This is a genomic window from Pseudomonas sp. N-1-13, assembly GCF_057787095.1.
Window position 1 is genome coordinate 1,345,331 of record NZ_JBYNRI010000001.1, and the last position, 23,141, is coordinate 1,368,471.

At 58.8% G+C, this 23,141-nt stretch carries 23 protein-coding genes and 2 pseudogenes; 16 read left to right on the forward strand and 9 right to left on the reverse strand.

From position 1 onward, the window contains the following. Positions 1-112: 112 nt before the first annotated feature. On the reverse strand, positions 113-2,404 hold the full coding sequence (bglX, locus tag AC3I65_RS06200) for a beta-glucosidase BglX (RefSeq protein WP_488523548.1): 2,292 nt from the start codon (positions 2,402-2,404) through the stop codon (positions 113-115). Between the two features lie 262 nt (positions 2,405-2,666). On the opposite strand from bglX, the gene AC3I65_RS06205 reads away from it, so the two are divergent. The 6 genes from AC3I65_RS06205 (at position 2,667) to AC3I65_RS06230 (ending at position 7,398) form a co-directional block, all read left to right on the forward strand. Further along, complete coding sequence (locus AC3I65_RS06205; protein ID WP_047228016.1) at positions 2,667-3,275, forward strand: LemA family protein; 609 nt, start codon at positions 2,667-2,669, stop codon at positions 3,273-3,275. Between the two features lie 136 nt (positions 3,276-3,411). After that, complete coding sequence (locus tag AC3I65_RS06210; protein WP_047228015.1) at positions 3,412-4,158, forward strand: TPM domain-containing protein; 747 nt, start codon at positions 3,412-3,414, stop codon at positions 4,156-4,158. 28 nt (positions 4,159-4,186) lie between these two features. Continuing rightward, positions 4,187-4,804: a TPM domain-containing protein gene (locus AC3I65_RS06215; RefSeq protein WP_047228014.1), complete on the forward strand. Its 618-nt coding sequence runs from the start codon at positions 4,187-4,189 to the stop codon at positions 4,802-4,804. 150 nt (positions 4,805-4,954) lie between these two features. Then, positions 4,955-6,172, forward strand: coding sequence for a class I SAM-dependent methyltransferase (locus tag AC3I65_RS06220; protein WP_076386003.1), 1,218 nt, complete (start codon positions 4,955-4,957; stop codon positions 6,170-6,172). A gap of 231 nt (positions 6,173-6,403) precedes the next feature. Next, positions 6,404-6,985: a DJ-1/PfpI family protein gene (locus AC3I65_RS06225; protein ID WP_047228012.1), complete on the forward strand. Its 582-nt coding sequence runs from the start codon at positions 6,404-6,406 to the stop codon at positions 6,983-6,985. Positions 6,986-7,053: 68 nt separating this feature from the next. Beyond that, entirely contained in the window at positions 7,054-7,398 is a 345-nt protein-coding gene (locus tag AC3I65_RS06230; RefSeq protein WP_047228011.1) for a YegP family protein, read from the forward strand. A gap of 96 nt (positions 7,399-7,494) precedes the next feature. Here the strand turns inward: AC3I65_RS06230 and AC3I65_RS06235 are convergent, their stop codons facing one another. Beyond that, the gene (locus AC3I65_RS06235; protein ID WP_160891794.1) at positions 7,495-8,514 is read right to left on the reverse strand and encodes a DUF4917 family protein; all 1,020 of its coding nucleotides are present in this window, start codon (positions 8,512-8,514) and stop codon (positions 7,495-7,497) included. A gap of 140 nt (positions 8,515-8,654) precedes the next feature. On the opposite strand from AC3I65_RS06235, the gene yiaY reads away from it, so the two are divergent. Beyond that, positions 8,655-9,803 (forward strand): L-threonine dehydrogenase, encoded by a 1,149-nt coding sequence (yiaY, locus tag AC3I65_RS06240; protein WP_047228009.1) that lies wholly within the window; start codon positions 8,655-8,657, stop codon positions 9,801-9,803. Here yiaY and AC3I65_RS06245 read toward each other — a convergent pair. Continuing rightward, a complete protein-coding gene (locus AC3I65_RS06245; RefSeq protein ID WP_047228008.1) occupies positions 9,800-10,963 on the reverse strand; it encodes an MFS transporter in 1,164 nt (387 codons plus the stop codon). The genes yiaY and AC3I65_RS06245 overlap by 4 nt on opposite strands. A gap of 12 nt (positions 10,964-10,975) precedes the next feature. Next, positions 10,976-12,211: an aminotransferase class I/II-fold pyridoxal phosphate-dependent enzyme gene (locus tag AC3I65_RS06250; RefSeq protein ID WP_047228007.1), complete on the reverse strand. Its 1,236-nt coding sequence runs from the start codon at positions 12,209-12,211 to the stop codon at positions 10,976-10,978. Positions 12,212-12,478: 267 nt separating this feature from the next. Here AC3I65_RS06250 and fos point away from each other — a divergent pair, with 267 nt between their 5' ends. The 5 genes and pseudogenes from fos (at position 12,479) to AC3I65_RS06275 (ending at position 16,241) form a co-directional block, all read left to right on the forward strand. Beyond that, entirely contained in the window at positions 12,479-12,895 is a 417-nt protein-coding gene (gene fos, locus AC3I65_RS06255; protein ID WP_076385997.1) for a fosfomycin resistance glutathione transferase, read from the forward strand. A 13-nt stretch (positions 12,896-12,908) separates the two neighbouring features. Then, positions 12,909-13,028: pseudogene (locus AC3I65_RS06260) on the forward strand (LysE family translocator); the annotation flags it as partial. 85 nt (positions 13,029-13,113) lie between these two features. Further along, positions 13,114-14,463 carry a sensor domain-containing protein gene (locus AC3I65_RS06265; protein ID WP_047228038.1) on the forward strand — a complete coding sequence of 450 codons (1,350 nt, stop codon included), beginning with the start codon at positions 13,114-13,116 and terminating at the stop codon, positions 14,461-14,463. Positions 14,464-14,752: 289 nt separating this feature from the next. Beyond that, a complete protein-coding gene (locus AC3I65_RS06270) occupies positions 14,753-15,256 on the forward strand; it encodes a DUF4142 domain-containing protein (protein ID WP_047228005.1) in 504 nt (167 codons plus the stop codon). A gap of 76 nt (positions 15,257-15,332) precedes the next feature. Next, positions 15,333-16,241: an SDR family oxidoreductase gene (locus tag AC3I65_RS06275; RefSeq protein WP_173407280.1), complete on the forward strand. Its 909-nt coding sequence runs from the start codon at positions 15,333-15,335 to the stop codon at positions 16,239-16,241. 47 nt (positions 16,242-16,288) lie between these two features. Here the strand turns inward: AC3I65_RS06275 and AC3I65_RS06280 are convergent, their stop codons facing one another. Further along, positions 16,289-16,702 carry a low affinity iron permease family protein gene (locus AC3I65_RS06280; protein ID WP_047228003.1) on the reverse strand — a complete coding sequence of 138 codons (414 nt, stop codon included), beginning with the start codon at positions 16,700-16,702 and terminating at the stop codon, positions 16,289-16,291. Positions 16,703-16,868: 166 nt separating this feature from the next. Here AC3I65_RS06280 and AC3I65_RS06285 point away from each other — a divergent pair, with 166 nt between their 5' ends. Beyond that, the gene (locus tag AC3I65_RS06285; RefSeq protein ID WP_171061408.1) at positions 16,869-17,015 is read left to right on the forward strand and encodes a hypothetical protein; all 147 of its coding nucleotides are present in this window, start codon (positions 16,869-16,871) and stop codon (positions 17,013-17,015) included. Between the two features lie 137 nt (positions 17,016-17,152). Here the strand turns inward: AC3I65_RS06285 and AC3I65_RS06290 are convergent, their stop codons facing one another. After that, on the reverse strand, positions 17,153-17,563 hold the full coding sequence (locus tag AC3I65_RS06290; protein WP_322834827.1) for a type II toxin-antitoxin system HicB family antitoxin: 411 nt from the start codon (positions 17,561-17,563) through the stop codon (positions 17,153-17,155). A 183-nt stretch (positions 17,564-17,746) separates the two neighbouring features. Further along, positions 17,747-18,376, reverse strand: a complete 630-nt coding sequence (locus AC3I65_RS06295; protein WP_488523549.1) for a LysE family translocator — start codon at positions 18,374-18,376, stop codon at positions 17,747-17,749. Between the two features lie 145 nt (positions 18,377-18,521). Here AC3I65_RS06295 and AC3I65_RS06300 point away from each other — a divergent pair, with 145 nt between their 5' ends. From AC3I65_RS06300 to AC3I65_RS06310, 3 genes and pseudogenes are all read left to right on the forward strand, one after another. Continuing rightward, positions 18,522-19,001 carry an Lrp/AsnC family transcriptional regulator gene (locus AC3I65_RS06300; protein WP_047228001.1) on the forward strand — a complete coding sequence of 160 codons (480 nt, stop codon included), beginning with the start codon at positions 18,522-18,524 and terminating at the stop codon, positions 18,999-19,001. Positions 19,002-19,007: 6 nt separating this feature from the next. Further along, positions 19,008-19,229 (forward strand): annotated as a pseudogene (locus AC3I65_RS06305) (hypothetical protein); the annotation flags it as partial. A 675-nt stretch (positions 19,230-19,904) separates the two neighbouring features. Further along, entirely contained in the window at positions 19,905-21,116 is a 1,212-nt protein-coding gene (locus tag AC3I65_RS06310; protein WP_107322069.1) for a hypothetical protein, read from the forward strand. Between the two features lie 112 nt (positions 21,117-21,228). Here AC3I65_RS06310 and AC3I65_RS06315 read toward each other — a convergent pair whose 3' ends face one another. Beyond that, entirely contained in the window at positions 21,229-22,221 is a 993-nt protein-coding gene (locus AC3I65_RS06315) for a TerC family protein (protein WP_488523550.1), read from the reverse strand. Positions 22,222-22,633: 412 nt separating this feature from the next. Beyond that, positions 22,634-23,020, reverse strand: a complete 387-nt coding sequence (locus tag AC3I65_RS06320) for an Imm41 family immunity protein (RefSeq protein ID WP_076385989.1) — start codon at positions 23,018-23,020, stop codon at positions 22,634-22,636. Positions 23,021-23,141: the final 121 nt, after the last annotated feature.

Below are 23,141 nucleotides of genomic sequence, written 5' to 3' on the forward strand. Positions count from 1 at the left end.
AATGTGGGAGCGAGCCTGCTCGCGATGGCGGCCTGACAGTCAATGATGCGGTGACTGGTAGGCCTTCATCGCGAGCAGGCTCGCTCCCACGGTTATTTGCGCTCTTGATGAATCAGAGCAACTCGAAACTCTGTTGCTTCACATCCTGGGAATCCAGGCCGATCTGGACGTTGAACTTGCCCGGTTCAGCGGCGTATTTGAGCTGGGCGTTGTAGAACTTCAAGTCGTCTTCGGTGATGGTGAAGTGAATGACTTTCTTCTCGCCGGCCTTGAGCATCACCTTGCGGAAGTTCTTCAGCTCCTTCACTGGGCGGATGATCGAGCCGGTCACATCCTGGATATAGAGCTGCACCACGGTTTCGCCGTCACGCTCGCCGGTGTTTTCCAGGGTCACGCTGGCATCGAGCTTGCCGGTCTTGTTCAGCGTGGTGGACGACAGGGCCATGTCCGTCAGGCTGAATTCGGTGTAGCTCAGGCCGTAGCCGAACGGGTAGAGCGGGCCAGTGGTGTCATCGAAGTATTGCGAGGTGTAGTTGCCCGGCTTGCCCGGCGTGAACGGTCGACCAATGCTCAGATGGTTGTAGTAGGTCGGAATCTGTCCTACCGAGCGCGGGAAGGAGATCGGCAGTTTGCCCGACGGGTTGTAGTCGCCGAACAACACGTCGGCGATGGCGTTGCCGCCTTCGGTGCCGCTGAACCAGGTTTCCAGGATCGCATCGGCCTGTTGCTTTTCATCCACCAGCGCCAGCGGGCGGCCGTTCATCAGCACCAGCACCAGTGGTTTGCCGGTAGCCTTCAGGGCCTTGATCAGCTCGCGCTGGCTGGCGGGGATGCTCAGTTCCGTCCGGCTCGAGGATTCGTGGGACATGCCGCGCGACTCACCCACGGCGGCCACCACCACATCGGCTTGCTTGGCGGCCTTCACGGCTTCGTCGATCAGCACTTGGGCAGGGCGCGGGTCATCCACCACTTCCGGGGCGTCGAAGTTGAGGAAGTTCAGGTAGTCGAGCACCTTCTTGTCGCCGGTGATGTTGGCGCCACGGGCGTAGATCAGTTTCGATTCTGCGCCCAGTGCGCGGGTCATGCCGTCGAACAAGGTCACCGATTGCGCAGGGCGCCCGGCAGCGGCCCAACTGCCCATCATGTCGATCGGAGCCTTGGCGAGCGGTCCGACCAGGGCGATTTTTGCGCTTTTGTTCAGGGGCAGGGTCTGGTTGCGGTTTTCCAGCAGGACCAGGCTGCGGCGGGCCACGTCACGGGCATCGTCGCGGTGCAGGCGGCTTTCAGCGTAGGTGTCGGCCGGGTCGTCCTCGGCCTTGCCGATGCGCAGGTACGGATCCTTGAACAGGCCCATGTCGTATTTGGCGGCGAGGACTTCGCGCACCGCATTGTCGATGTCGCTCTGCTCGATTTCACCGGCCTTGAGCAGTCCAGGCAGCTCCTTGCCGTACAGCGAGTCGTTCATGCTCATGTCGATGCCGGCCTTGATCGCCAGCTTCGCCGCTTCGCGACCGTCCCGGGCCACGCCATGCTTGATCAGTTCGAAGATGGCGCCGTGGTCACTCACCGCCAGGCCCTTGAACCCCCATTCCTTGCGTAACAGATCGTGCATCAGCCAGGTGTTGGCGGTGGCGGGCACGCCGTTGATGGAGTTCAGCGCGACCATCACCCCCCCGGCACCCGCATCGATGGCGGCGCGGTAGGGTGGCAGGTAGTCCTGGTACATTTTCACCGGGCTCATGTCCACGATGTTGTAGTCCCGGCCACCTTCCACCGCGCCGTACAGGGCGAAGTGCTTGACGCTGGCCATGATGCTGTCGGCCGCGTTGGCGCCACTGCCCTGGAACGCTTTGACCATCACCCCGGCGATGCGCGACACCAGGTAGGTGTCCTCACCAAAGCCCTCGGAGGTCCGGCCCCAGCGGGGGTCGCGGGAAATATCCACCATCGGCGCGAAGGTGATGTCCAGGCTGTCGGCCGCCGCTTCCTGGGCAGCGACGCGGCCGGAGCGGTAGATGGCGTCCATGTCCCAGCTGGAGGCCAGGGCCAGGGGGATCGGGAAAATCGTGCGATGGCCGTGGATCACGTCATAGGCGAAGAACATCGGGATCTTCAGCCGGCTGCGCATGGCCGCGTCCTGCATCGGGCGGTTTTCAGCCCGGGTGATGGAGTTGAACGTTCCTCCGATGTTGCCAGCGGCGATTTCCTTGCGAATCATCTCCCGAGGCATCTCGGGGCCGATGCTGATCAGGCGCAACTGGCCGATCTTTTCCTCGAGGGTCATCTGCTTCATCAGGTTGCTGATGAAGGCATTCTTGTTCTCTATCGGGGTTGGCAGGTTGTCGGCTAATACGGATTGACTGGCCAGTGTGACGAACAGGCCCAGCAAACACAGCTTCTTCATGAATGGTTTCTCGCAAGCCTAAGGGCGGTAATCAGGACTCGCCGGTCAGCAAAATGTGAGGAGCGGCTATTGTTGTTCGAGTATTGTCTGAATAAGAGCAGCACTGTTTTCGAACGCACGCGGATGAACTTAGTTTCGCACCGGGCATCTTTTAGCCCATCGACCCGATTCAATCCCGTGGCGGCGGCAGATTATGCCCCAGACGCTGGTGAGATAGGTGGCTGTGTTTTCTTCAATGGACTGTATAGGGGAGTTTCAACCGATGAATCTACGACTCGATCACCTTCGCCACCTGCCAATACTGGCGCTGATGCTGTTCACCACGCTGCTGGCCGGTTGCGGCATCAACAATATTCCAACCCTGGACGAACAGGCCAAGGCCGCCTGGGGACAGGTGCAGAACCAGTACCAGCGCCGAGCCGACCTGATCCCCAACCTGGTGGAAACCGTCAAGGGCTATGCGCAGCACGAACAGGAAACCCTGACGGCGGTGGTCGAGGCGCGGGCCAAGGCCACGTCCATCCAGGTCGATGCCGGCACCCTGGACAACCCGGAAAAACTCAAGCAGTTCCAGCAGGCCCAGGACCAGTTGAGTGGTGCGTTGAGCCGGCTGATGGTGGTGGTCGAGCGTTATCCGGACCTCAAGGCCAACCAGAACTTCCTGGCCTTGCAATCACAACTCGAAGGCACCGAGAACCGCATCGCCGTGGCTCGTCGCGACTTCATCCTGGCGGTGCAGAAATACAACACCGAAATCCGCACCTTCCCCGGTCGCTTGTGGCACAGCGTGCTGTACAGCGATCTGCCGATCCGCGAAACCTTCGAAGCCACCAGCCCCAACGCCGAAAAAGCCCCTGAAGTGAAATTCTGAAAAAACTGTGGGAGCGAGCCTGTGGGAGCAAAGCTTGCTCGCGATGAACGATAACGCGGTCATTAGAAAGACCGAGGTGCCTTCATCGCGAGCAAGCTCAGCTCCCACACCAGCTCGCTCCCACACAGGAGTTACGATGCGAGTGTTGAAATTTGGCCTGGTGCTGTTGCTCTGGGTCTTTGCCATCACGGCCCAGGCCGAGTTGAGTTTTCCGGCACTGACCGGGCGGGTGGTGGACACTGCCCAGATGCTGGAACCCTCGGTGCGCACGCAACTGGATGCACAGCTCAAGGCCCATGAACAGGCCACCGGTGAACAGGTGGTCGTGGTCACGCTGGCGGACCTGCAAGGCAGCAGCATCGAAGACTTTGGTTATCAACTGGGGCGTCACTGGGGCATCGGGCAGAAGGATAAAAACAACGGCGCGCTACTGATCGTGGCCCGGGATGACCGTAAACTGCGGATCGAAGTGGGCTATGGCCTGGAAGACCGCCTGACTGACGCCCAGAGTTCGGTGATTATCAACCAGGTGATCACTCCGGCGTTCAAGTCCGGCAATTTCAACAAAGGTATCAGCGACGGCGTAGCGGCGATGCTGATGGTGCTGGGCGGCAATGCGCTGGATGAGCCGGCTGCGGTGTACGGTGCCGACGGCCAGGAGGAGGGCGATTTCGTCGGGCGCCATCCGGGGCTGTTCGTGTTGTTGGTGCTGCTGTTCATCGTAACGGTGTTCGTGTGCCAGATGCTCGGTATCCTGCCGGCCGGACGCGGTGGTTCCGGGGGCGGCTATGGCGGTGGCGGCGGTTTTGGCGGCAGTGGTGGCGGCGGCTTCAGTGGTGGTGGGGGCAGTTTCGGGGGCGGCGGTTCGTCGGGCGGCTGGTGACAATAATAATGAGCAGGCACTTTTAACCATGGCATTACTGACTGAACACGAACAACGCAAGGTCGCCGAGGCCATCGCCCGGGTGGAGCGCGATACCGATGCCGAGCTGGTCACCGTGCTTGCTGCCCGCGCCGACGACTACGCCTACATCCCGCTGCTGTGGGCCAGCCTGCTGGCCTTGGTGGTGCCCGGCATGGTGCATTACCTCACGGGCTGGCTGAACATGCACAGTCTGCTGCTGGTGCAGTGGGTCCTGTTTATCGTGCTGTGCCTGGTGTTTCGCATTCCTGCAATCACCACTCACCTGATCCCCCGTTCCGTGCGCCACTGGCGCGCCTCCAATCTGGCGCGCCGGCAGTTTCTCGAGCAGAACCTGCACCACACCGTCGGCGGCACAGGAATGTTGATTTTTGTTTGCGAGGCCGAGCGGTATGTGGAAATCCTGGTGGACGAAGGCATTTCCAAGCGTCTCGACAACACGCGCTGGGAGGCCATTGTCGCCACCTTCACCCAGCAGGTCCGCCAAGGACAGACGTTGCAGGGTTTTGTCACCTGCATCGAGGCCTGCGGCGAATTGCTCAAGGAGCATGTACCCGTGACTCACGCGCGCAATGAATTGCCGAATCGGCTGGTGGTGCTGGGCTGAAAAAATTTCTGCCAGCACAAGCCTGTGGGAGCAAAGCTTTGCCCCCACAGGGGATACTGCTCGCCACACGAACTTTTCCGTGCCCTCACTGCCCATCCCCCCTAAAATAACCGCCATTCCCGATCCGCCCGCCCCGAGGCCGCTTTTTCCATGTCTGTCACCGCTACCCCCGCCCGTCCTGCGCCGGATCACCACGCCCAGTTCATCGAGCTGCTGCAAAGCAGCCTTGAGCAGAACGCCTTCATCAAACTGGTGCTGGCCAAGTACGTCGGTGACGAAGCGGACCTGCAACGGCTGATCATCAAGCAGTTGACGGTCAAGGATCAGCCATGCCTGTCCTTCGTTTACCGCTACAAAACCCGCGACATCACCAAGAATTTCCCGCTGGCCGAAGGCGTGGCGACCATCGCCGCGTTGTTGCCGATGTCGTTCAAGAACGCGCACCTGCTGGCTGTCACCGACGAAGCGCAGCTGGAATACAGCAAAAAGGGCAAAAGCTCGCTGTTCAAGAGCAAGCCCCAGCAGCTGCGAGAAGTGCCATCGGCCGAGCACAATCGCGAGAAAAACCGCTTCCTCGACCTGAACCGCCCGTTCCTGGCGGATTTGGGCGTGACCAACCATAAGCACGAGCTGATCCCGGCGATGTCGCGCAAGTGGAAGCAGATCAACAAGTTCATCGAAGTCTTCAGCCATGCGCTGACATCTTCGCCGCTGGCCCTGGATCAGCCGGTGCGGGTGTCGGACTTTGGCTCGGGCAAGGGTTATCTGACGTTCGCCATCCATGACTACCTGCGCAACACCTTGCAGGCTGAAGGGATCGTGACCGGCGTCGAACTGCGAGAGGACATGGTCAAGCTGTGCAACGAAGCTGCCGCGCGGCTGGAGCACCCGGGCCTGAGCTTCCAGCACGGCGATGTGCGCAGCGTGGCGCCGGCCGCGGTGGATGTGATGATTGCCTTGCATGCCTGTGATATCGCCACCGATTACGCGATCCACATGGGCATTCGCTCGGGCGCTTCGATCATCATGTGCTCGCCGTGCTGCCACAAGCAGATCCGCTTGCAAATCCAGAGTCCGGCGTTGCTCAAGCCGATGCTGCAATATGGCCTGCACCTGGGCCAGCAGGCAGAAATGGTCACTGACAGTCTGCGGGCGCTGTTTCTGGAGGCATGCGGCTACGAAACCAAGGTGTTCGAGTTCATTTCCCTGGACCACACCAACAAGAACAAGATGATCCTGGCGGTCAAACGCGCCGAACCGGTGGACCCGGCAGAGCTGCTGGCGAAGATCCAGGAACTCAAGGCGTTCTACCACATCACCGAGCACTGCCTCGAAACCCTGCTGCGGGCTGACGGTTACCTCGCCTGAGTGACTGACACATTACCCTGTGGGAGCGAGCCTGCTCGCGATTGAACGATGACGCGGTGCACCTGAAAAACCGCGTCGCCTGAATCGCGAGCAGGCTCGCTCCCACACGTTGCATTCAGCATCCAGCGATGTGCAGCCCGTCAGGTAATCGCCGCTTATCCCTCATCTACCGACGTACCGGTCTACCTTTAATGCGTTCACCCTCTACGCATTTTTCAAGGAGTCCACCCCATGGCCGCAAAGAAAATCCTCATGCTGGTCGGCGATTACGTCGAAGACTATGAAGTCATGGTGCCATTCCAGGCCTTGCAGATGATCGGCCACACCGTTCATGCCGTGTGCCCGGACAAAAGCGCCGGGCAGACCGTGCGCACGGCGATCCACGACTTCGAGGGCGACCAGACCTACAGCGAAAAACCGGGGCATCTGTTCGCGCTGAATCATGATTTCGTCGGTGTCGAGGCCGCTGATTACGATGCGTTGCTGGTGCCGGGCGGACGTGCGCCGGAATATCTGCGCCTGAATGAGAAAGTCCTGCAACTGGTGCGTGAATTTGACCAGGCGGGCAAGCCGATTGCAGCGGTATGCCACGGTGCGCAATTGCTGGCAGCGGCGGGTATCCTGGAAGGGCGCGAATGCAGCGCCTATCCCGCCTGTGCCCCGGAGGTGCGTCTGGCGGGAGGGACCTTTATCGAGTGCGCGGTCACCGAAGGCCACGTTCAAGGCAATCTGGCGACCGCGCCCGCCTGGCCGGCACATCCGAACTGGCTGGCGGGGTTCCTGACGTTGCTGGGCACGGCCATCACCTTGTAAGGCACTGGCAGAACAAGCGCAGCGGGTCTTTACTCTTGGGGATGCCTCAACCGCCCAGGAGAAAGAACATGTCCGGATGGTACGAAGTCAGCAAAAGCAGCAACGGCCAGTTTAAGTTTGTGCTCAAGGCGGCGAACGCCGAAACGATTTTGACCAGCGAGCTGTACACGACCCGCAGCGGTGCCGACGGTGGCATCGCTTCGGTGCAGAAGAACAGCCCACTGGCTGAACGTTATGAACTCAAGAGCACCAAGGACGGCCATCCTTACTTCAACCTCAAGGCTGGCAATCACGAAGTGATCGGCAGCAGCGAAAGCTATTCCTCTGACGCCGCCCGGGACAAGGGCATTGCCAGCGTCATGGCCAACGGACCGACGACGGTGATCAAGGACAAGACGCTGGCGGCGCTTTGACAGGACGCCAAAAGCCGAGGGGCAATGTGGGAGCAAGCTTTGCTCCCACCGATAAATCCCTTCCCCACAAGCTACGGGGCCGTGCCTGTCCTGGCTCTAAACCTCCACCGGCACCGACAGCTTCGGGTTGCCCAGCGGATGCGTCTTGGCATCGAAGAACCGCAGTTCAACCGCCAACCCCTGGAACACCTTGGCGTAATGGCGCTTCTGGTGCTGGATGAATGCCTGGCTGCGGGGGTAGATCGAGATCGCCACGGTTTTCGGCGCGGCCTGGCGCAGGGCATGGACGATGTGACTGTCCTGTTCGCCCAAGGCATGGCCGAACAGGCACAGGTTGTCGCCGTGGTGCAGCAACTGGTCGTAGCAGAACGATAGGTAATCAGAGCTGCGGATGGTCTTGAGCTTGTCCTGGCTCGGGCCTTCATTGACGAACAGCGGCACGTCGTCAAGAGTCTTGATCGTATTGTTGATGGCGAAACTGCCCAGCAGCGTGCCTTCGGTGGCGGTCAGCTTGCGTGCCGTGCCGTCCTGGTTGCGTACCAGATGCAGGCCACCGTGCAGGTACAGCAGACGTGGTTTGTCCGTGTCTGCCTGGCTCAGATCAAAGCTGTGATCGTTGCCCAGGAACAGGTCGGTGACAGTCTCGGGCGCATGCTGGATCGCCCAGTAGTTGAGCAGATCGTAGTTGGTGGTGAACACCGTGCGATAGCGGCCCAGCTCCTGATTGAGCGTCGCCAGGGTCGAGGGTGCGACCAGTCGCCACGGGATATGCACCGCGTGCACGGTGTTGATCAGTGCTTCCTTGATTGCGTAGTAGCGGTTGCGCGGTGCAGCGGAACTGACGGCCAGGGCCTTGTTGACCCGGCTGGTGGTTTTCAGCGCACCGAGTACCTGTTCGAAACTGCGTGTCTGCATCGCGTCGAACACACTCATTTCCGACGGGCTCAAGGGTTTTTCTTCGACTGTGCGAGCGTTTTCGAACAGCGAGTCGTAGCCGAAATCGTCCCAAACGGCGCGGCTGGCGCCGTTACCCAGCAGCAAGCCGCTGAAAGCGGTGCTGGCGCGCAAGGCATCCCAGTCTTCGAGCTGGGCGTCGTATTGCTGGAAGTCGGTCATTGCGAAAGTTATCTCAAAACGTGGTTAAGGCAGGGCGCGACTTTATCACGACCCAGTCTTGAGCCAGATCAAGATGCGCTGTGACCAGTCGGTCATTCTGGTAGCCCTGCCAATCCCGGCCTCTTCCAGGAGCATCTCCCATGAGCAGCACCTTTTTCATTCCCGCCGTGAACGTCATGGGGCTGGGTTGCCTCGACGAGGCCATGACCGCCATCCGTAACTACGGCTTTCGCAAGGCCCTGATCGTCACTGACACAGGGTTGGCCAAGGCCGGCGTCGCCAGCAAGGTGGCCGACCTGCTGGCGCAACAGGACATCGACTCGGTGATTTTCGACGGTGCCAAACCCAATCCCAGCATCGCCAATGTCGAGCGTGGGCTGGGGTTGCTGAAGGAGAGCCAATGCGATTTCGTGGTGTCGCTGGGTGGTGGCTCGCCCCACGATTGCGCCAAGGGCATCGCCTTGTGTGCCACCAACGGCGGGGAAATTCGTGACTACGAGGGCGTTGACCGCTCGAGTAAACCGCAGTTGCCACTGATCGCCATCAACACCACGGCAGGTACTGCCAGCGAGATGACCCGTTTTTGCATCATCACCGACGAGACGCGCCACGTGAAAATGGCGATTGTCGACCGCAACGTGACGCCGCTCATGTCGGTCAACGATCCGGCGTTGATGGTGGCGATGCCCAAGGGGCTGACGGCTGCCACCGGCATGGATGCGTTGACCCATGCGATCGAAGCTTACGTATCCACTGCCGCCAATCCGATCACCGATGCCTGCGCGCTGAAAGCAGTCACGTTGATCAGCAACAATCTGCGTCAGGCCGTGCGCGACGGCAACGATCTGACGGCGCGGGAGAACATGGCCTACGCGCAGTTTCTCGCGGGGATGGCATTCAATAATGCCTCGCTGGGTTTTGTGCATGCGATGGCCCATCAACTGGGCGGTTTTTATGACTTGCCCCACGGCGTGTGTAATGCCGTGCTGTTGCCCCATGTGCAGAGTTTCAACGCCTCGGTATGTGCCGCTCGGCTGACCGACGTGGCCCATGCCATGGGCGCCGATACGCGCGGACTCAGCCCGGAGGAGGGCGCGCGGGTGGCCATTGAGGCGATCCGCAGCCTGGCCCGGGACGTGGACATTCCGGCCGGCCTGCGTGAGTTGGGCGTACGCCTCAACGACGTGCCGGTACTGGCCACCAACGCATTGAAAGATGCTTGTGGTCTGACCAACCCACGGGCGGGGGATCAACGGCAGATCGAGGAGATTTTCCGCAGCGCCTTTTAAGCGACCCGTGGCGGCATGAACCGCACGCACAGCATCGCTGCCACCGCCAGCAGCGTGCACAATGCCGCCAGCGGCCAGGCCTGTTGACTCAACAACAGGCTGGCCATGGCGCCGATCGCCGATGCCATCAGTTGATGCAGGAAACCGCTCAACGCCATGGCATAAGCACCGGCCACCGGTGAACCCTCATTGGCCAGGGACAGGCTGATGGGGTAATTCAACGATTGGCCGAACACCGCGAAGCAGTACGGCAACCAGAACAGCAGCGCAACACTGCTCAGCGCGACGCTCCCCAGCAGCATGGTTGCGCTGCCACCCAGCACCAGCGCAATGCCCCAGCTCATCAGCCGTCGCTGACCGGTGCGCAGCACAAAGCCGTTTACCGCCAGCGCGCCGAACAGGTACGCCGCACTGATCGGCCAGCCCAGCAGGCCGTACTCAATCGCTGACCAATGAAAGCTTTCCTGCAGGATCAGTGGCGCGGCGGTGTTGAACGCGACGATCACGCCGTAACCCAGGCCACCAGCCAATGCCGGCAGTAAAAAACCTCGGTATCGGAGAATTCTGCCGTAGACGCGCCACGCTGATTGCCCGTGGCTGCTTTCTGTCAGCACTGGGAAACCGACCCGGGACACTGCCACCGCCATGGCCAGGCTGACCGCACCCAACCCGTAGAAGATCGCTTCCCAGCCGAAGGCAACCTGGATCAAGGAGCCCAGATACTGGCCAATGCCAAGGGCAATCACGAAGGCTATCGAGATCCATGACAGGGCCTTGGCCAGCAGATCGCCGCTGAAACTGTCACGGATCAATACCCTGGCCATCACCGAGATACCGCTGGCGCCGATGCCCTGAATCAACCTGAGCGTCAGGAACGCCTCGACTGTCGTACCCAGCGGTAACGCCAGGTTACTCAGGCCGTACAACCCCAATGCCGCCAGCAACACCGGTTTGCGTCCCAGACGCTGGCTCACGCTGCCCCACAGCAACATTGGCAGCGCCATGCCGATCAGGTAAACCGACAAGCCCCAGGAAACCTGGGACGCATCGGCCCCCAGATCCCGAGCAATGTCGGGCAGGGCCGGCAAGTAGATGCTCATGCCCAGTTGTGCCAGGAAGACGGTGGTGCAGGTGATGATCAGGGTCGTACGGTTCTTCATCAAGGCGCTCGTTCAAGGACGGATGTCACGCCCGTGTGCCAGCAGCAGATCGGTGATCCGTTCGCAGAACGAGCGAATCACGTTCGTCTCCATGTCGGCGCGCAGGGTGATGCGGATTGCGGCCTTGTTTTGCGGCACTACGGGGAAAAAGACCGCTGAAGTGAAATACCCCAGGTCGGCCAGTTCGACCGCCAGGCTGTTGGCCAGGGTTGCTTCACCGCATGTCACCAGGCGGATCGCCATGGCATTGCCGAGCTGCTCGGTGCGGATGAGGCTGTCGAAGAGGCGGATATTAGCCTGCAAACGCTCCTGCAAGGCGCTGAATTCTCGACTGCGATGCAGGCGGATCGAGGCAATGCCGGCGCCAATGGCCGCCGCGTTCAGGCTCTGGGACCAATTGCTCGGCCCGCCGTAGCGCTGCACCAGTGTTTTTTGCCGTTCACTGCCAAACATCGCCAGGCCGCCACTGGCCCCGAATGATTTGGCCAGCGAGGCGACAATCAGCGTGCGCTCGTCCACGGCGTGCAAGCGTGACCGGACCAGGCCCGCTCCGCATTGCCCTACGGCGGACAGCGCGTGGGAGTCATCCAGATAGAGAAACAGGCCATAGCGCTGTTTGAGGTACAACAGGCTGTCCATATCCGTCACCCCGCCCATGCTGTAGGCCCCATCGGCCACATACGCCACGTTGCGCTGTCGTTTGCACACGTCCTCGAGAAAGTCCATGTCGTTGTGGGGCCCGGTGATGACTTGGGTTTCATCGGCGCAGGCAGCCTTGACGTGGTTCATCGAGTAATGGGCATGTTTGTCAAACACCATGACCGGCGGTCGATTGTCGGTGAGCACGCCGCTGGCCAGCAACGGCAGGATCCCGGCGCTCGCTGCGCTGCATGACAGGGCGCTGAGACAACTGGCGCCAAACAACTCCGACAATTGGGTTTCGTATCGGTCCAAGATCGCCAGTTTGCAGCGGTTTTTCGAATTGGCGACGCGCAAGGTCCCGGTTTCCCACAGGGCCGTCATGGCCCCGTCCAGCAACGCCGGGTGGTGATCCAGGCCCAGATAGGACGTGGTACAGAAATGGTGAAAGGTTCGGCCGTACTGGTCGACCAGGACATTGGGTGTCTTGACCTCGACATTCAGCCCTGAGATTTTTCCGACTTCGGCGCTCTGCCAGTCCTGGTCCGCCAGGGAAATGACCTTACGGTAGTTGGTGTAGCGATGGGTTGGCTGTGCAGTCTGGTTCATGGTGCGGTTACATTCCTTGGTTGAGTGGTGCTGTCCGTGGGTGGTTTCGATATCTGTGTGTTTCCAGACTTTACAGATCGTTATGCAGGGCTTTGAATCGGCCGTTTCCGGCGTGTTTGAGTGTTACCGGAGACTTCTGTGTAGGATCTTGCCTAAGGGGCTGGGCGGGGAATCCATTTGCGCTGTCGGAGCTGGGCAAAGCGATGCTTTCACCCTTGAGTCTGCTGCACTTGACCCATCCGTTTCTTTTCCAAAGGTTGCTTGTCGATGCTCTCAGGCTTCAATCATCTGACACTTGCCGTCACCGAGCTGGACCCCAGTGTGGTTTTTTATAGCGAGCTATTGCAGCTTCGTCTTGAGGCCAGATGGGACAAAGGGGCCTATTTGTCGCTGCCCGGACTATGGCTGTGCCTGTCTGTTGACCCGTTGCGCAAAAAGGGGGCTGCGGCGGACTACACCCATTACGCATTCAGTATCCGTGCCGAGGACTTCCCGGTGCTGGTGGCGCGGCTCAATGCGGCCCAGGTGGTGACGTGGCGCGACAACCGCAGCGAAGGGGACTCGTTTTACTTTCTCGACCCGGACGGGCACAAACTCGAAATCCATGTGGGAGATCTGACGTCCCGCCTGCAGGCCTGTCGACAGGCGCCTTACGCCGCCATGGAGTTTTTTACGGCTCCCTGATTCTTCGCCTCGCCTGTGCAGCCGTGCCGAGCTGCTGCATGGGTCGATATTGCCATTGCTGATAACAATCAGTTTTTTGGGCGGCCCGTTGGCCTACGCTATCCTCATGGGTATTGTTGGCGCGAATCGGTTGTTGGCCAGCAAGGCGCAGGGCTGACGTGCCGGCTGCGCAGGCAAGGCTTTTTTCAACGATGCATTATCGGAAGACCACCAGCCCCATGGACACTCGCAATCGTGCGCCGCTGGCCAGTTACATGGATCTTTTGCTGGACGCCGTGTGTGCCGTCGACGGCCAGGGGCGTTTCGTGTTTGTCAGCGCCGCTTGTGAACGCATTTTCGGTTACACCCCGCAGGAGCTGATCGGCCAGCCGATGATCGACCTGGTGCATCCTGCCGACCGCCAGCGGACTCTTGATGCGGCGCGGGAGATCATGGACGGCGAACCCAAGCTCAATTTCGAGAACCGCTACCTGCACAAGGACGGTCGGGTGGTGCATATCTTGTGGTCGGCGCGCTGGTCGCCGGCGGACCAGTTGCGGATCGCCGTGGCCCGGGATATCACCGAACGCAAGCAGGCCGAGTCTCGGCAGGCGGCGTTGTATGCGATTTCCGAGGCCGCCCATGCGGCTGCGGACCTGCTGGCGTTGTTCAAGCGCATCCACCTGATCATTGGCGAGTGGCTGCCGGCGCTGAATTTTTCGGTGGCGCTGTATGACGAGCAGTGCGAGCAGTTGAACTTTGCCTATCACGTCGATGACCTGGAACGACAGCCCGATGGGCCGGGCTCAGTCACCAAGCGCCTGTGCGCCGAAGTGATTCGCAGCGGCCAGCCAATCCTGCTGACCCCCGGTTGCAGTCAGTTGCCATCGGGGTTCTGCGACCTTGTGGCGCAACCGAACGCTCCCTGCTGGCTGGGTGTACCGCTGATCTCGCAAAACGGCACGATCGGTGCGTTGATCGTCAAGAGCACGCAAGACAATCAGCGCTACACCGAGCAAGACAAGGAGTTGCTGCAATACGTCTGTGCGCAGCTCACCATCGCCATCGAGCGCCAGCAATTGCACGCCCGGTTGCAGCGCATGGCTCAGTACGATCAGTTGACCCAGGTGCCAAACCGCGAATTGCTGCGCGAACGCTTCAAGGCCGCACTGGCCACCGCCCGGACGGCGTCTGGGCGCATGGCGCTGCTGTATATCGACCTGGATCGCTTCAAGCAGATCAACGATACCTACGGCCACGCGGTGGGCGACATGTTGTTGCAGGCGGTGGCCAGCCGGCTCCAGGGCTGTGTGCGCGACACCGATACGGTGGCGCGCATTGGCGGCGATGAGTTCGTTGTCCTGCTCCATAGTGTCCAGGCCTTGGAAGATGCCCACCATGTGCAGGAAAAGATCCGTCATGCACTGACCCAGCCGCTGCGCCTGGACGGGCATTGCCTGAGTATCGAGCCGAGCATCGGAGTGGCCTGTTTCCCCGAGCATGGCCTGGAAGATGTCGCACTGTTCCGCCACGCCGATGAGGCGATGTACGCCGCTAAACGCCAGAATCACAAGGCGTTCGATATTTGACTACGGGCCACCGTTCGTCGTGGCACGCAACGAATTTTCAAACCTTTCAGTTCGCGACCCTTTCGAATATCAGGTGGGGCCCGCTCGCCGGAAACATTGCCCTGGATCGAACGAAGGCGTCTGGATCGGGTCGCACATGTGGGAGAACCACCCACTTCATCGTCGTCGAGAGGCACCCGTTGAAGCCGGTATCGGCCGTATTCGGGACAGACGTTTGTCCACATCGTTACAGGTGGTTCTGATTCAGCGGCGAGAAATCTGCCGCAACTTTTTAGAGGAGGGCGTGACCATGAGCCGGATGGCCACCTTTTTACGTAGCACCAGTCTCGTCGTGCTGATGGGCCTGGGGGTTAACAGTGCCTGGGCACAATCGCCTGCCGAGTTTATCAACGATGCTTCGGCCAAAGGCATGGCCGACATCGAGGCCAGCCGCATGGCCCACGGCAAGGCCGAGTCCAGGGAAGTCAAGGATTACACCATCATGGTGATCAACGACCGCACCACCGCCAACCAGCATCTGGCCAAGATTGCGAAGAAACTCGACCTGCCTGTCGCGCCACGGGAAGAAGTTGCAGACAAGGCCAAGACGCTGATGCCGCAAGTGCCGGAAGGCGAGTCGTTCGAGGCTGCCTATGCCGCCAGCCAGGTCAAGGCTACCGAGGAAGCCATTGCGCAGATCCAGGAACAGGCCAAGACCACGGAAGTGCCGGAAATCAAGGCGTTCGCCGACGAAACCCTGCCTAAGTTGCAGACCCACCTCGAAATGGCCCGGGCGCTCCAGGCCAGTCGCTGATTCGCCGCACGTTTAACATTCAGGGCCAGGGCGCTTGCGTCCCGGCTCACCTTGCCCGCCGAAAAGGAGAAGCTCGATGTCCACACGCCGAGAACCCAACCAATACGCGATGCAGAACCCTTTGACCCAATATCCCCGTCCCCCTTTCCCCGACCAGCCGCAGTCGCCACCGGGTATCGATCAGGACATGGTGCCCAAGCCCGATCACGGTGAAAAAAGTTACCAGGGTTTCGGGCGTCTGGAAGGGCGCAAGGCTTTGGTGACCGGTGGCGACTCGGGCATCGGTCGCGCCGCCGCCATTGCCTACGCTCGGGAAGGCGCTGATGTAGCGATCAACTATCTGCCCAGCGAAGAGCGGGATGCACGGCAAGTCATCGAGCTGATTGAGGCCGAAGGTCGCAAGGCGATTGCAATCCCGGGCGATCTGAAGGATGAGCAATTTTGCGTCCAACTGGTGAAAAGCGCCCATGAGCAACTGGGTGGCCTGGATATCCTGGTGAATGTCGCGGGTAAACAGGAAGCACAGAAAGACATTGCCGATATCACCACCGCGCAATTCGATGACACCATGAAAACCAACATCTATGCGATGTTCTGGATCTGCAAGGCCGCAGTACCGCTGATGCCGGCGGGGGCGACGGTTATCAACACCGCGTCGATCCAATCCTACGATCCGTCCGCCACCCTGTTGGACTACGCCACCACCAAAGCGGCCATCGTCGCATTCACCAAGGCGCTGGCGGGGCAAGTGATCAGCAAGGGGATACGGGTCAATGCCGTGGCACCGGGGCCGATCTGGACCGTGCTGCAACCCAGCGGCGGACAACCCCAGGAGAAAATCCCCACCTTTGGTTCTCAAGTTCCGATGAAGCGCCCAGGCCAACCGGCCGAGTGTGCACCGCTCTATGTGCTGCTGGCGTCACAGGAGTCGAGCTACATCACCGGGGAAGTGTTTGGCGTGACGGGCGGTAATCCGCTGCCCTGACTTCACGCTTGGCCGCGCGAGTGGCGAAGGCTGCTCGCGCGCCAGTCTCAGCACTGATTCAGATCGATCTTGTTTTTTGGCTCCAGGCCTTGCTCGGCACCGAGGTTCTTGGCCTCCTTCTCACCCATGGCCTGGTAGTGCCTTCTCATCGCCTCCAACTGCTTGAGGTCCAGCGACTCCAGCCCAAGCATTGCATCGTGCGCATTTTTGTTCGCCCTGATCAATTCGTCGACCTTCAGATGCAAGATGTCGGTATCGCGGTTCTGTGTGTTCTGAATCAGGAACACCATCAGGAATGTGATGATCGTGGTCGAGGTGTTGATGATCAGTTGCCAGGTATCGTTGAACTGGAAAAACGGCCCGCTGACTGCCCAGAGCACCAACAACACCAGCGCCCCCAAAAACGTCTTGGGACTGCCTGCCCACAGGGCCAGTTTTTGTGCGATTTTTGCGAAGTTCATTGCTGCGTTTCCTTCTGGGACTTACCTGTCTGGTGTGACAGCAATGAAGCGATGAAAATTCTACTTACATTTGCCGCGCAGCCTGAAGTTCAGCGAGCTGCAAGGTCATCGCAACCATTCACCGTATTCAGAGGTCACTGCTTAAAGCCCTCAATCGGAGTACACCATGAATCTCACGCGCACCTTTTTCCTCACCTGTTGCCTGTTCGCCCTGCAGGGCTGCTTCGACAACTCTGACAACGAGACCAAGGACAACACCGATGGCACCAAGTCGTCGGTGCAGATGCAGGAGTCCGGTTCGGAGAAAAAATAACCGGCTTATTGCAAAAAAATTGTGGGAGCGAGCCTGCTCGCGATGGGCAGATCAGTAGGGTTTGACTGATAGGGCGCCATCGCGAGCAGGCTCGCTCCCACAAGGGTTTAGGGCAGAGGTTTAGGGCAGGTTGGTTTTCAACGTCCTTGCTGCAACACCTTCAGCGCCGCCGAGGCCAGAAACCCGGAACGGCTTTTTTCTTCAGGATGGTGCAGCACGTACTCGTCAATACGGTTCAGCAGATAACCAGGCAAGGTGATGTTGAGCTTCTGCGCCTTGCCCAGATATTTGGTCACATCAATATCCACCAGCGCCCAGGTGCAACCTGCGTATTTCGCATTGGCCGCATGCAAGGTGACTGAATTGGCCGATGGAATCGGCGAGCCGTCCTCAGCCAGAATCTCGAAGTGCCCTTCAATCGCCTCGCGGGCCATCGCCATGGCATCGTCCAGGTCATCGCCAGCAGAAAAACAACCCGGAATATCCGGTACTTCAACACCCCAGGCGTGCTTCTCATCGCCCATGGAAATTGCAATCGGGTAAAGCATGTCAATCGTTCTCCGGGAGGGCAGGGCAACTGGCAATTCGGCTATTCACATCACCTCTGTGTGGTGTGCTTGGTGGTTACTATACCTACTTGATTTTGATGATCAACACTATAACCACCAAAAGTCGGTCGGATTTTCGACTCCGATTGCTTCGTTCTCCTCCAATCAGCCTGTCCAAAAGCACTACGACTGCTGCACAAAGCTCAGTCGCACCGCAAACCCAATCAAAAGACTCCCAAATAGCCACTGCTGCAGGCGCTGGGCCGAAGGAGAACGCTGGAGCCAGCGACCGAGCGCCACGCCCACCAGCGCATAGGCGCTATCAAACAATAAGCCGACGCTGACCAACACCACGCCGAGGGTTGCAAATTGCCCAAGCACTGGCCCGCCCTGTGGGTCGATGAACTGTGGCAAAAGCACCGAGCAAAACAGCAGCGCCTTGGGATTGAGCAGGTTGGTCAACAACCCGCGCCGAATCGCCGGGTGCCACTGCCGTCTTCCTGGCTCAACGCCGGCCCCTTCAAAGCTTGGCAACAGCGAAGTCCGCAGGCATTGAAAACCAATCCATAACAAATAAGCGGCACCGGCCATGCGCACCACGTCAAAGGTCCAGGGCGCGGTCTTGAACAACGCCGAAAGCCCCAACGCTGCCAGCGCGACATGACACCCCCGAGCGATCCCCAGGCCTACCGCAGTCACCAGCGCCGCGCCCTTACCCTGACGAGCGCCGGTTTGCAGAAGCAGGATCATGTCCGGCCCAGGCAACAGATACACCACCACTAACGCCATCAAAAACAACCAGAGCTCTGCCACACCACACCCCCTGCATCGACGATTTCGGTAATGCCAGTCTATGGCTGAGGGGCAGGGCAGGTGGTTGCGAAGTCAGCTTCTAAAGCTTATGAAATTGGCATAACCTGCCAAGTAATCGTGAAGTTCAATCGGAAACTACCAATCCATGAAACTGGACGCCTTCGATCGCAAAATCCTCGCCGCGCTGCAACGCGACGGCCGCTTGAGCAACGTGCAACTGGCGGAGGAAATCGGCCTGTCCGCGTCGCCATGCCTGCGCCGCGTGCGGATGCTGGAAGAAGCCGGCGTCATTCGCGGTTACCAAGCCATCCTCGACCGTGATGAAGTAGGACTTGGGTTGACGATCTTTGTCGGCGTCAAGGTTGAACGGCACAACGACGAACAGGCCGAAGCGTTTCGCCAAGCGGTCACGGCGTTGCCGGAGGTGATTTCAGCGTTTCTGGTCTCAGGCGAATCGGACTTTCTGTTGCAAGTGGTGGTGCCGGACTTGCGGGCCTACGACCGTTTTCTCACTGGCCGGCTGCTGAAGTTGCCGGGGGTGAGTGACATCCGGAGTAATTTTGCTATTCATACGGTGAAGACTCCCGGGGCCCTGCCGTTGGGGCATTTGCCGGGGGGCGGTTGATATTTTCGCAATTGGGCGTACTCAATGACGATCGTAGACCCGAACGGACCTTATCACGTGTTTATTGAGATACGTCGGGCTGCCAAGAATAAGCCTCAGGACCTGAACCTTGTCGTTGAAAGCGCTTATCATCAAACCGACAAACCGCCTCGATTACTGGGCAGGATGGGCTTTATATTGCTGTGCGGTAAGATCCACATGCGGCAGCCGACATCGACCAAGCGTTAGAGACAGAAACGAAAAAAGACGCCGCAGGCGTCTTTTTTCGTATTCGGTAAAGCAGATCCAGACACCACTTACGAACCGCCTTGCGCGGTTACGACTTTCGTCGCTGGGAAGCGCTCAATCTCATCTGGTCAGTCGCTTCGATGGGGACGAATCTAGAGAGAATTGCCACGTGCGTCCACCCATTTTCTGCTTGTTAGCGGAGGGCTGACGCGAGTGGGGCATTGCATCTCACTTGACCATCTGGACTGGTGAGCCTTGACTCTGATTATCATCCATCACAGTACCTTTTGGCGTAGTGACTCACGGCCTTTAAGGGCCGAGCGGATAGCCTTCAGTCTGGCGCTACGGTACTGAAGGTTCTGATTGAGCACGGTGATGGTTTTTCGACTGACCGGAACCGTGCAAACAATAGGATCCAGCACCCTGCGCATGTTGGCGATGTGTGGCCGGCCCATTTCGCGTCATGCCGCTTGCGCAGGCGGCTTCTTGCAGGCATCCGCGTATTCCCCCTGAATGCCCCTGAGCGCCCGTTACACCGGTTTTGAATTCAGACTCACACTCCAGACACAGTGTTCTATGCTGCTATCAAGCCCCGCGTAGTGATAGTGACCGTAAACGACCGTTCACTGCGGCTCTGTATCCGGCCTTTACCCTTGCCAACGGACGGCGCCTGATATGAACCAGCTGACAAGTTATACCGACACCAACGACCAGTTGAATCAACGCATCTTGAACAACCTGGAAGCGGGGCGGCCTGGCGGTCTGAAAGTAGATCTTTATCTGGGCGACCAACCTACGCTGGATCTGACCACGAATAACCTGACGCTTTTATCGAGCCAGCAATACCCTTACACAGCCCTTGGAACGATAGGCATACGAAAGTTGCTGGATCCACCCGAGAGTAGCCTGATCAGCCAGATTGTGAACCGTCACACCGTCCTTCCGAGCAATTCCAGCGCCGACCAACTCGTTCTACTCGACATGCAGGGCCAAACTGAAATCTCACAGGCACTGAGGCGGGATGCGCGTCATACCCAAGGTAGCGCCCATAGTCATCCGCTGTTCGACTCAACTAATCAGCATGTGCAGTGGATTCGGACGCATCGTGCGCAGATGTTGCTGGCATTCGAGGATATACGGCAGCAAGGGATCGTGCGTCGGCAGGCAAAAGAAGCGTGGGATCACTACGACGCCGTTTCCAGGCTCGACGCCACGACCAGGGAAGCGGTGAACACCTGGCTTCGGGGGGAGGATCACAGCCTCGGCTGGGACCGGTTCAAAAGAAACGATGTCAAATCTGGAAATCGCTTGAGCACCCACTACACGAACCTTCGTGGAGATCTGAAGACCCCGCAGTCTATAACGTCGGCCCGCGGGGAATATGCAGCAAGCAAACTCCTGATCACCGCGTATGGCACGGACTACCAGATGAAAATGGGGAAGTCCGCAAACGGGATGCGCCCCAATGGAATAGACCAGATTTGGGTCAAACGGGACATGCGCACAGGCAACGTAATTGAGTACCTGATTGTTGAAGCGAAAGGAAGCGTCAACGCGACACTGGGTCATCCCAGCACCGGCCAGCAAATGTCACCCAAATGGTTGTTCTGGTGCCTTATCAATATGGCAAGCAAAAACGCATCGTACATAGGGCCTGAAACGAAGACGGATTTACCTGTAAAAATCCTCAACGCATTAATCAACCCAGGGGGGATTCCCGTTCGAGGCATTGTCTTTCACTCGCTCCACGGATCGGCGAATGAAAGCAAGGTCGTGCAGATGAACGATATCGGACTCTACCAATTCGCGTCTGCATTCGAGAACGCATCGAAGGGGGGCGGACTATTCACCAACGCGCCTACACAACAGTACATCGCGTTTAAGTGACGAGGGGCGGCTCACTTTCGGCTGCCCCTCACCCATTCAACGACATCGGCCTATGGCCCCCGATGGCAGGCGAAAATATTGTTTTCGTGTAGCGGCCGCCGCCTGTTTGGATCTAAACCTGCGAGCGAGCAGAGGCCTGGTCGCGGGTTTTCCAAAGCGATAGCAGCACACCGCCCAGCAGCAAAGCCAGGGTCACGCTCAGGGAAATCACCGGCGCAATCTTGCCGATGATGCCGACCAGGAAGATCTTGCCGCCGATAAACACCAGCACAAGCGCCAGGGCGTACTTGAGATAGGCGAAGCGGTGAATCATCGCCGCCAGAGCGAAATACAACGCACGCAGGCCAAGGATGGCGAAGATGTTAGAGGTGTAGACGATGAAGGGATCCTGGGTAATGGCAAAGATCGCCGGCACGCTGTCCACAGCGAACACCAAGTCGGCACATTCAATCAGCACCAGGGCCAGGAACAACGGCGTCGCCCAGAGCACGGACTTCCCACTGGCATCCGCCTGACGGACGAAGAAGCGCCCTTCATGCAAGCGATCGGTCACCCGCATGTGCTTGCGCAGGAACTTCACCAGCAGGTTTTCACTAAGGTCGGGATGGTCATCGATCTTGCTGATCAGCATCTTGGCCCCGGTCAACAGCAGGAAGATGCCGAACACATAGAGAATCCAGCTGAACTCGGCGATCAGCGCCGCACCTAGGCCAATCATGATCGCGCGCAGCACTATCACACCGAGAATGCCCCAGAACAGCACCTCGTGCTGATACTTACGCGGGATTGAGAGAAAGCTGAAGATCATCGCCATAAGAAATACGTTGTCCATCGACAACGATTTCTCGATCAGAAAGCCTGTGTAGAAATCCATCCCGGCATCACCGCCCTTGACCTGCCAGACCCAGAGCCCAAACAGCAAGCTGGCCGTGATATAGCCAGCAGACAGCAGCAGGCTTTCACGAACGCCGATTTCTCGATGCTCACGGTGTAGCACCCCGAGGTCGAAGACCAACAGGCTGATAACGATGCTGATAAAAACGAGCCACAACCAAGTAGCGGTGCCGAGAAACTCGGCAAAAAAGAACGGTTCCAGGGCAGTCATAAGCCCCTCCTCTCAGTGTCGAAGTTGTACAAACTGCAACTCCGACATGGCAGCGATTCGCTGTCAGAGGGGCCCGGCGTTGTGGGAAAAAATTTAGAGAGGCGTGGGGGAATTCTCAATCGCGCAAGGGTTGCAAGGTGTTTCAGTGGGGGAGAGGGTGTTGCTGAGGTTGGAATGTTGATTGGCAGAAATTGAGTAATTCCTGCTTCCCTGGAGAGGTTCAAAGACTCTCGGAGCCTATAGGTACGCGTTTGGTTGATTGCTGACTGTTATGACCGGTAGGAAATGGCCGAAAGCTGCCGTCGATGCAGCTCGTCGCCTAACTCTCGCTAGGAATAACTTGCCTCAGATGCTGTAGTTAGCCGAGGAACGGTTGATTGACATCAGCGGCCATTATCCCGTCCGGTCAGAATCACCGGCCTCCTACGAGCCACGGATTGGGTTCGTCAAAGCGAGCCGGTTTCGGCATTTTCCCAGCAAAGAAGCCCTCAAAAACCATCTGGAATCTCTCGCGAAAATCATAGACCTGCTTTCTTTTTAGGTTTCGGATCTTGAAGAGATCCTTCCGATCAAAGTGGCACCCGAATAACAGAAAGCTGTAGCTGAAGATCTCGAACACCCTATGTGAGAGCGCCTGACTGAAGCTTGCCTCTGTTGCGATTTGATAAAGTGCCCACTCCAGTAGCCAGTATTCGTCACGATCCCAGAGTCCTGCTTCGTGTAACCGTCCGATGAACGAGGCGTCTTCGTATGCTTCGCACCCGACGAAATTTCTGGCGATCAGAGCGTGCGCATCCATGTTAAGAATTTCCATATCAGATAAGGTCGACAGCGTACCGAGTTGCCCACTCTCGGACAATGTACCGCAAAACTCCCGCCCCCTCCCCAGCGGAGCTGTTGGTTAGCCTCTCACCTTATGG

Excerpts from the sequence above, each read along its gene's own strand:
- bglX (WP_488523548.1), bottom strand. The coding sequence starts at position 2,404 with ATGAAGAAGCTGTGTTTGCTGGGCCTGTTCGTCACACTGGCCAGTCAA.
- AC3I65_RS06205 (WP_047228016.1), top strand. The coding sequence starts at position 2,667 with ATGAATCTACGACTCGATCACCTTCGCCACCTGCCAATACTGGCGCTG.
- AC3I65_RS06210 (WP_047228015.1), top strand. The coding sequence starts at position 3,412 with ATGCGAGTGTTGAAATTTGGCCTGGTGCTGTTGCTCTGGGTCTTTGCC.
- AC3I65_RS06215 (WP_047228014.1), top strand. The coding sequence starts at position 4,187 with ATGGCATTACTGACTGAACACGAACAACGCAAGGTCGCCGAGGCCATC.
- AC3I65_RS06220 (WP_076386003.1), top strand. The coding sequence starts at position 4,955 with ATGTCTGTCACCGCTACCCCCGCCCGTCCTGCGCCGGATCACCACGCC.
- AC3I65_RS06225 (WP_047228012.1), top strand. The coding sequence starts at position 6,404 with ATGGCCGCAAAGAAAATCCTCATGCTGGTCGGCGATTACGTCGAAGAC.
- AC3I65_RS06230 (WP_047228011.1), top strand. The coding sequence starts at position 7,054 with ATGTCCGGATGGTACGAAGTCAGCAAAAGCAGCAACGGCCAGTTTAAG.
- AC3I65_RS06235 (WP_160891794.1), bottom strand. The coding sequence starts at position 8,514 with ATGACCGACTTCCAGCAATACGACGCCCAGCTCGAAGACTGGGATGCC.
- yiaY (WP_047228009.1), top strand. The coding sequence starts at position 8,655 with ATGAGCAGCACCTTTTTCATTCCCGCCGTGAACGTCATGGGGCTGGGT.
- AC3I65_RS06245 (WP_047228008.1), bottom strand. The coding sequence starts at position 10,963 with ATGAAGAACCGTACGACCCTGATCATCACCTGCACCACCGTCTTCCTG.
- AC3I65_RS06250 (WP_047228007.1), bottom strand. The coding sequence starts at position 12,211 with ATGAACCAGACTGCACAGCCAACCCATCGCTACACCAACTACCGTAAG.
- fos (WP_076385997.1), top strand. The coding sequence starts at position 12,479 with ATGCTCTCAGGCTTCAATCATCTGACACTTGCCGTCACCGAGCTGGAC.
- AC3I65_RS06265 (WP_047228038.1), top strand. The coding sequence starts at position 13,114 with ATGGACACTCGCAATCGTGCGCCGCTGGCCAGTTACATGGATCTTTTG.
- AC3I65_RS06270 (WP_047228005.1), top strand. The coding sequence starts at position 14,753 with ATGAGCCGGATGGCCACCTTTTTACGTAGCACCAGTCTCGTCGTGCTG.
- AC3I65_RS06275 (WP_173407280.1), top strand. The coding sequence starts at position 15,333 with ATGTCCACACGCCGAGAACCCAACCAATACGCGATGCAGAACCCTTTG.
- AC3I65_RS06280 (WP_047228003.1), bottom strand. The coding sequence starts at position 16,702 with ATGAACTTCGCAAAAATCGCACAAAAACTGGCCCTGTGGGCAGGCAGT.
- AC3I65_RS06285 (WP_171061408.1), top strand. The coding sequence starts at position 16,869 with ATGAATCTCACGCGCACCTTTTTCCTCACCTGTTGCCTGTTCGCCCTG.
- AC3I65_RS06290 (WP_322834827.1), bottom strand. The coding sequence starts at position 17,563 with ATGCTTTACCCGATTGCAATTTCCATGGGCGATGAGAAGCACGCCTGG.
- AC3I65_RS06300 (WP_047228001.1), top strand. The coding sequence starts at position 18,522 with ATGAAACTGGACGCCTTCGATCGCAAAATCCTCGCCGCGCTGCAACGC.
- AC3I65_RS06310 (WP_107322069.1), top strand. The coding sequence starts at position 19,905 with ATGAACCAGCTGACAAGTTATACCGACACCAACGACCAGTTGAATCAA.
- AC3I65_RS06315 (WP_488523550.1), bottom strand. The coding sequence starts at position 22,221 with ATGACTGCCCTGGAACCGTTCTTTTTTGCCGAGTTTCTCGGCACCGCT.
- AC3I65_RS06320 (WP_076385989.1), bottom strand. The coding sequence starts at position 23,020 with ATGGATGCGCACGCTCTGATCGCCAGAAATTTCGTCGGGTGCGAAGCA.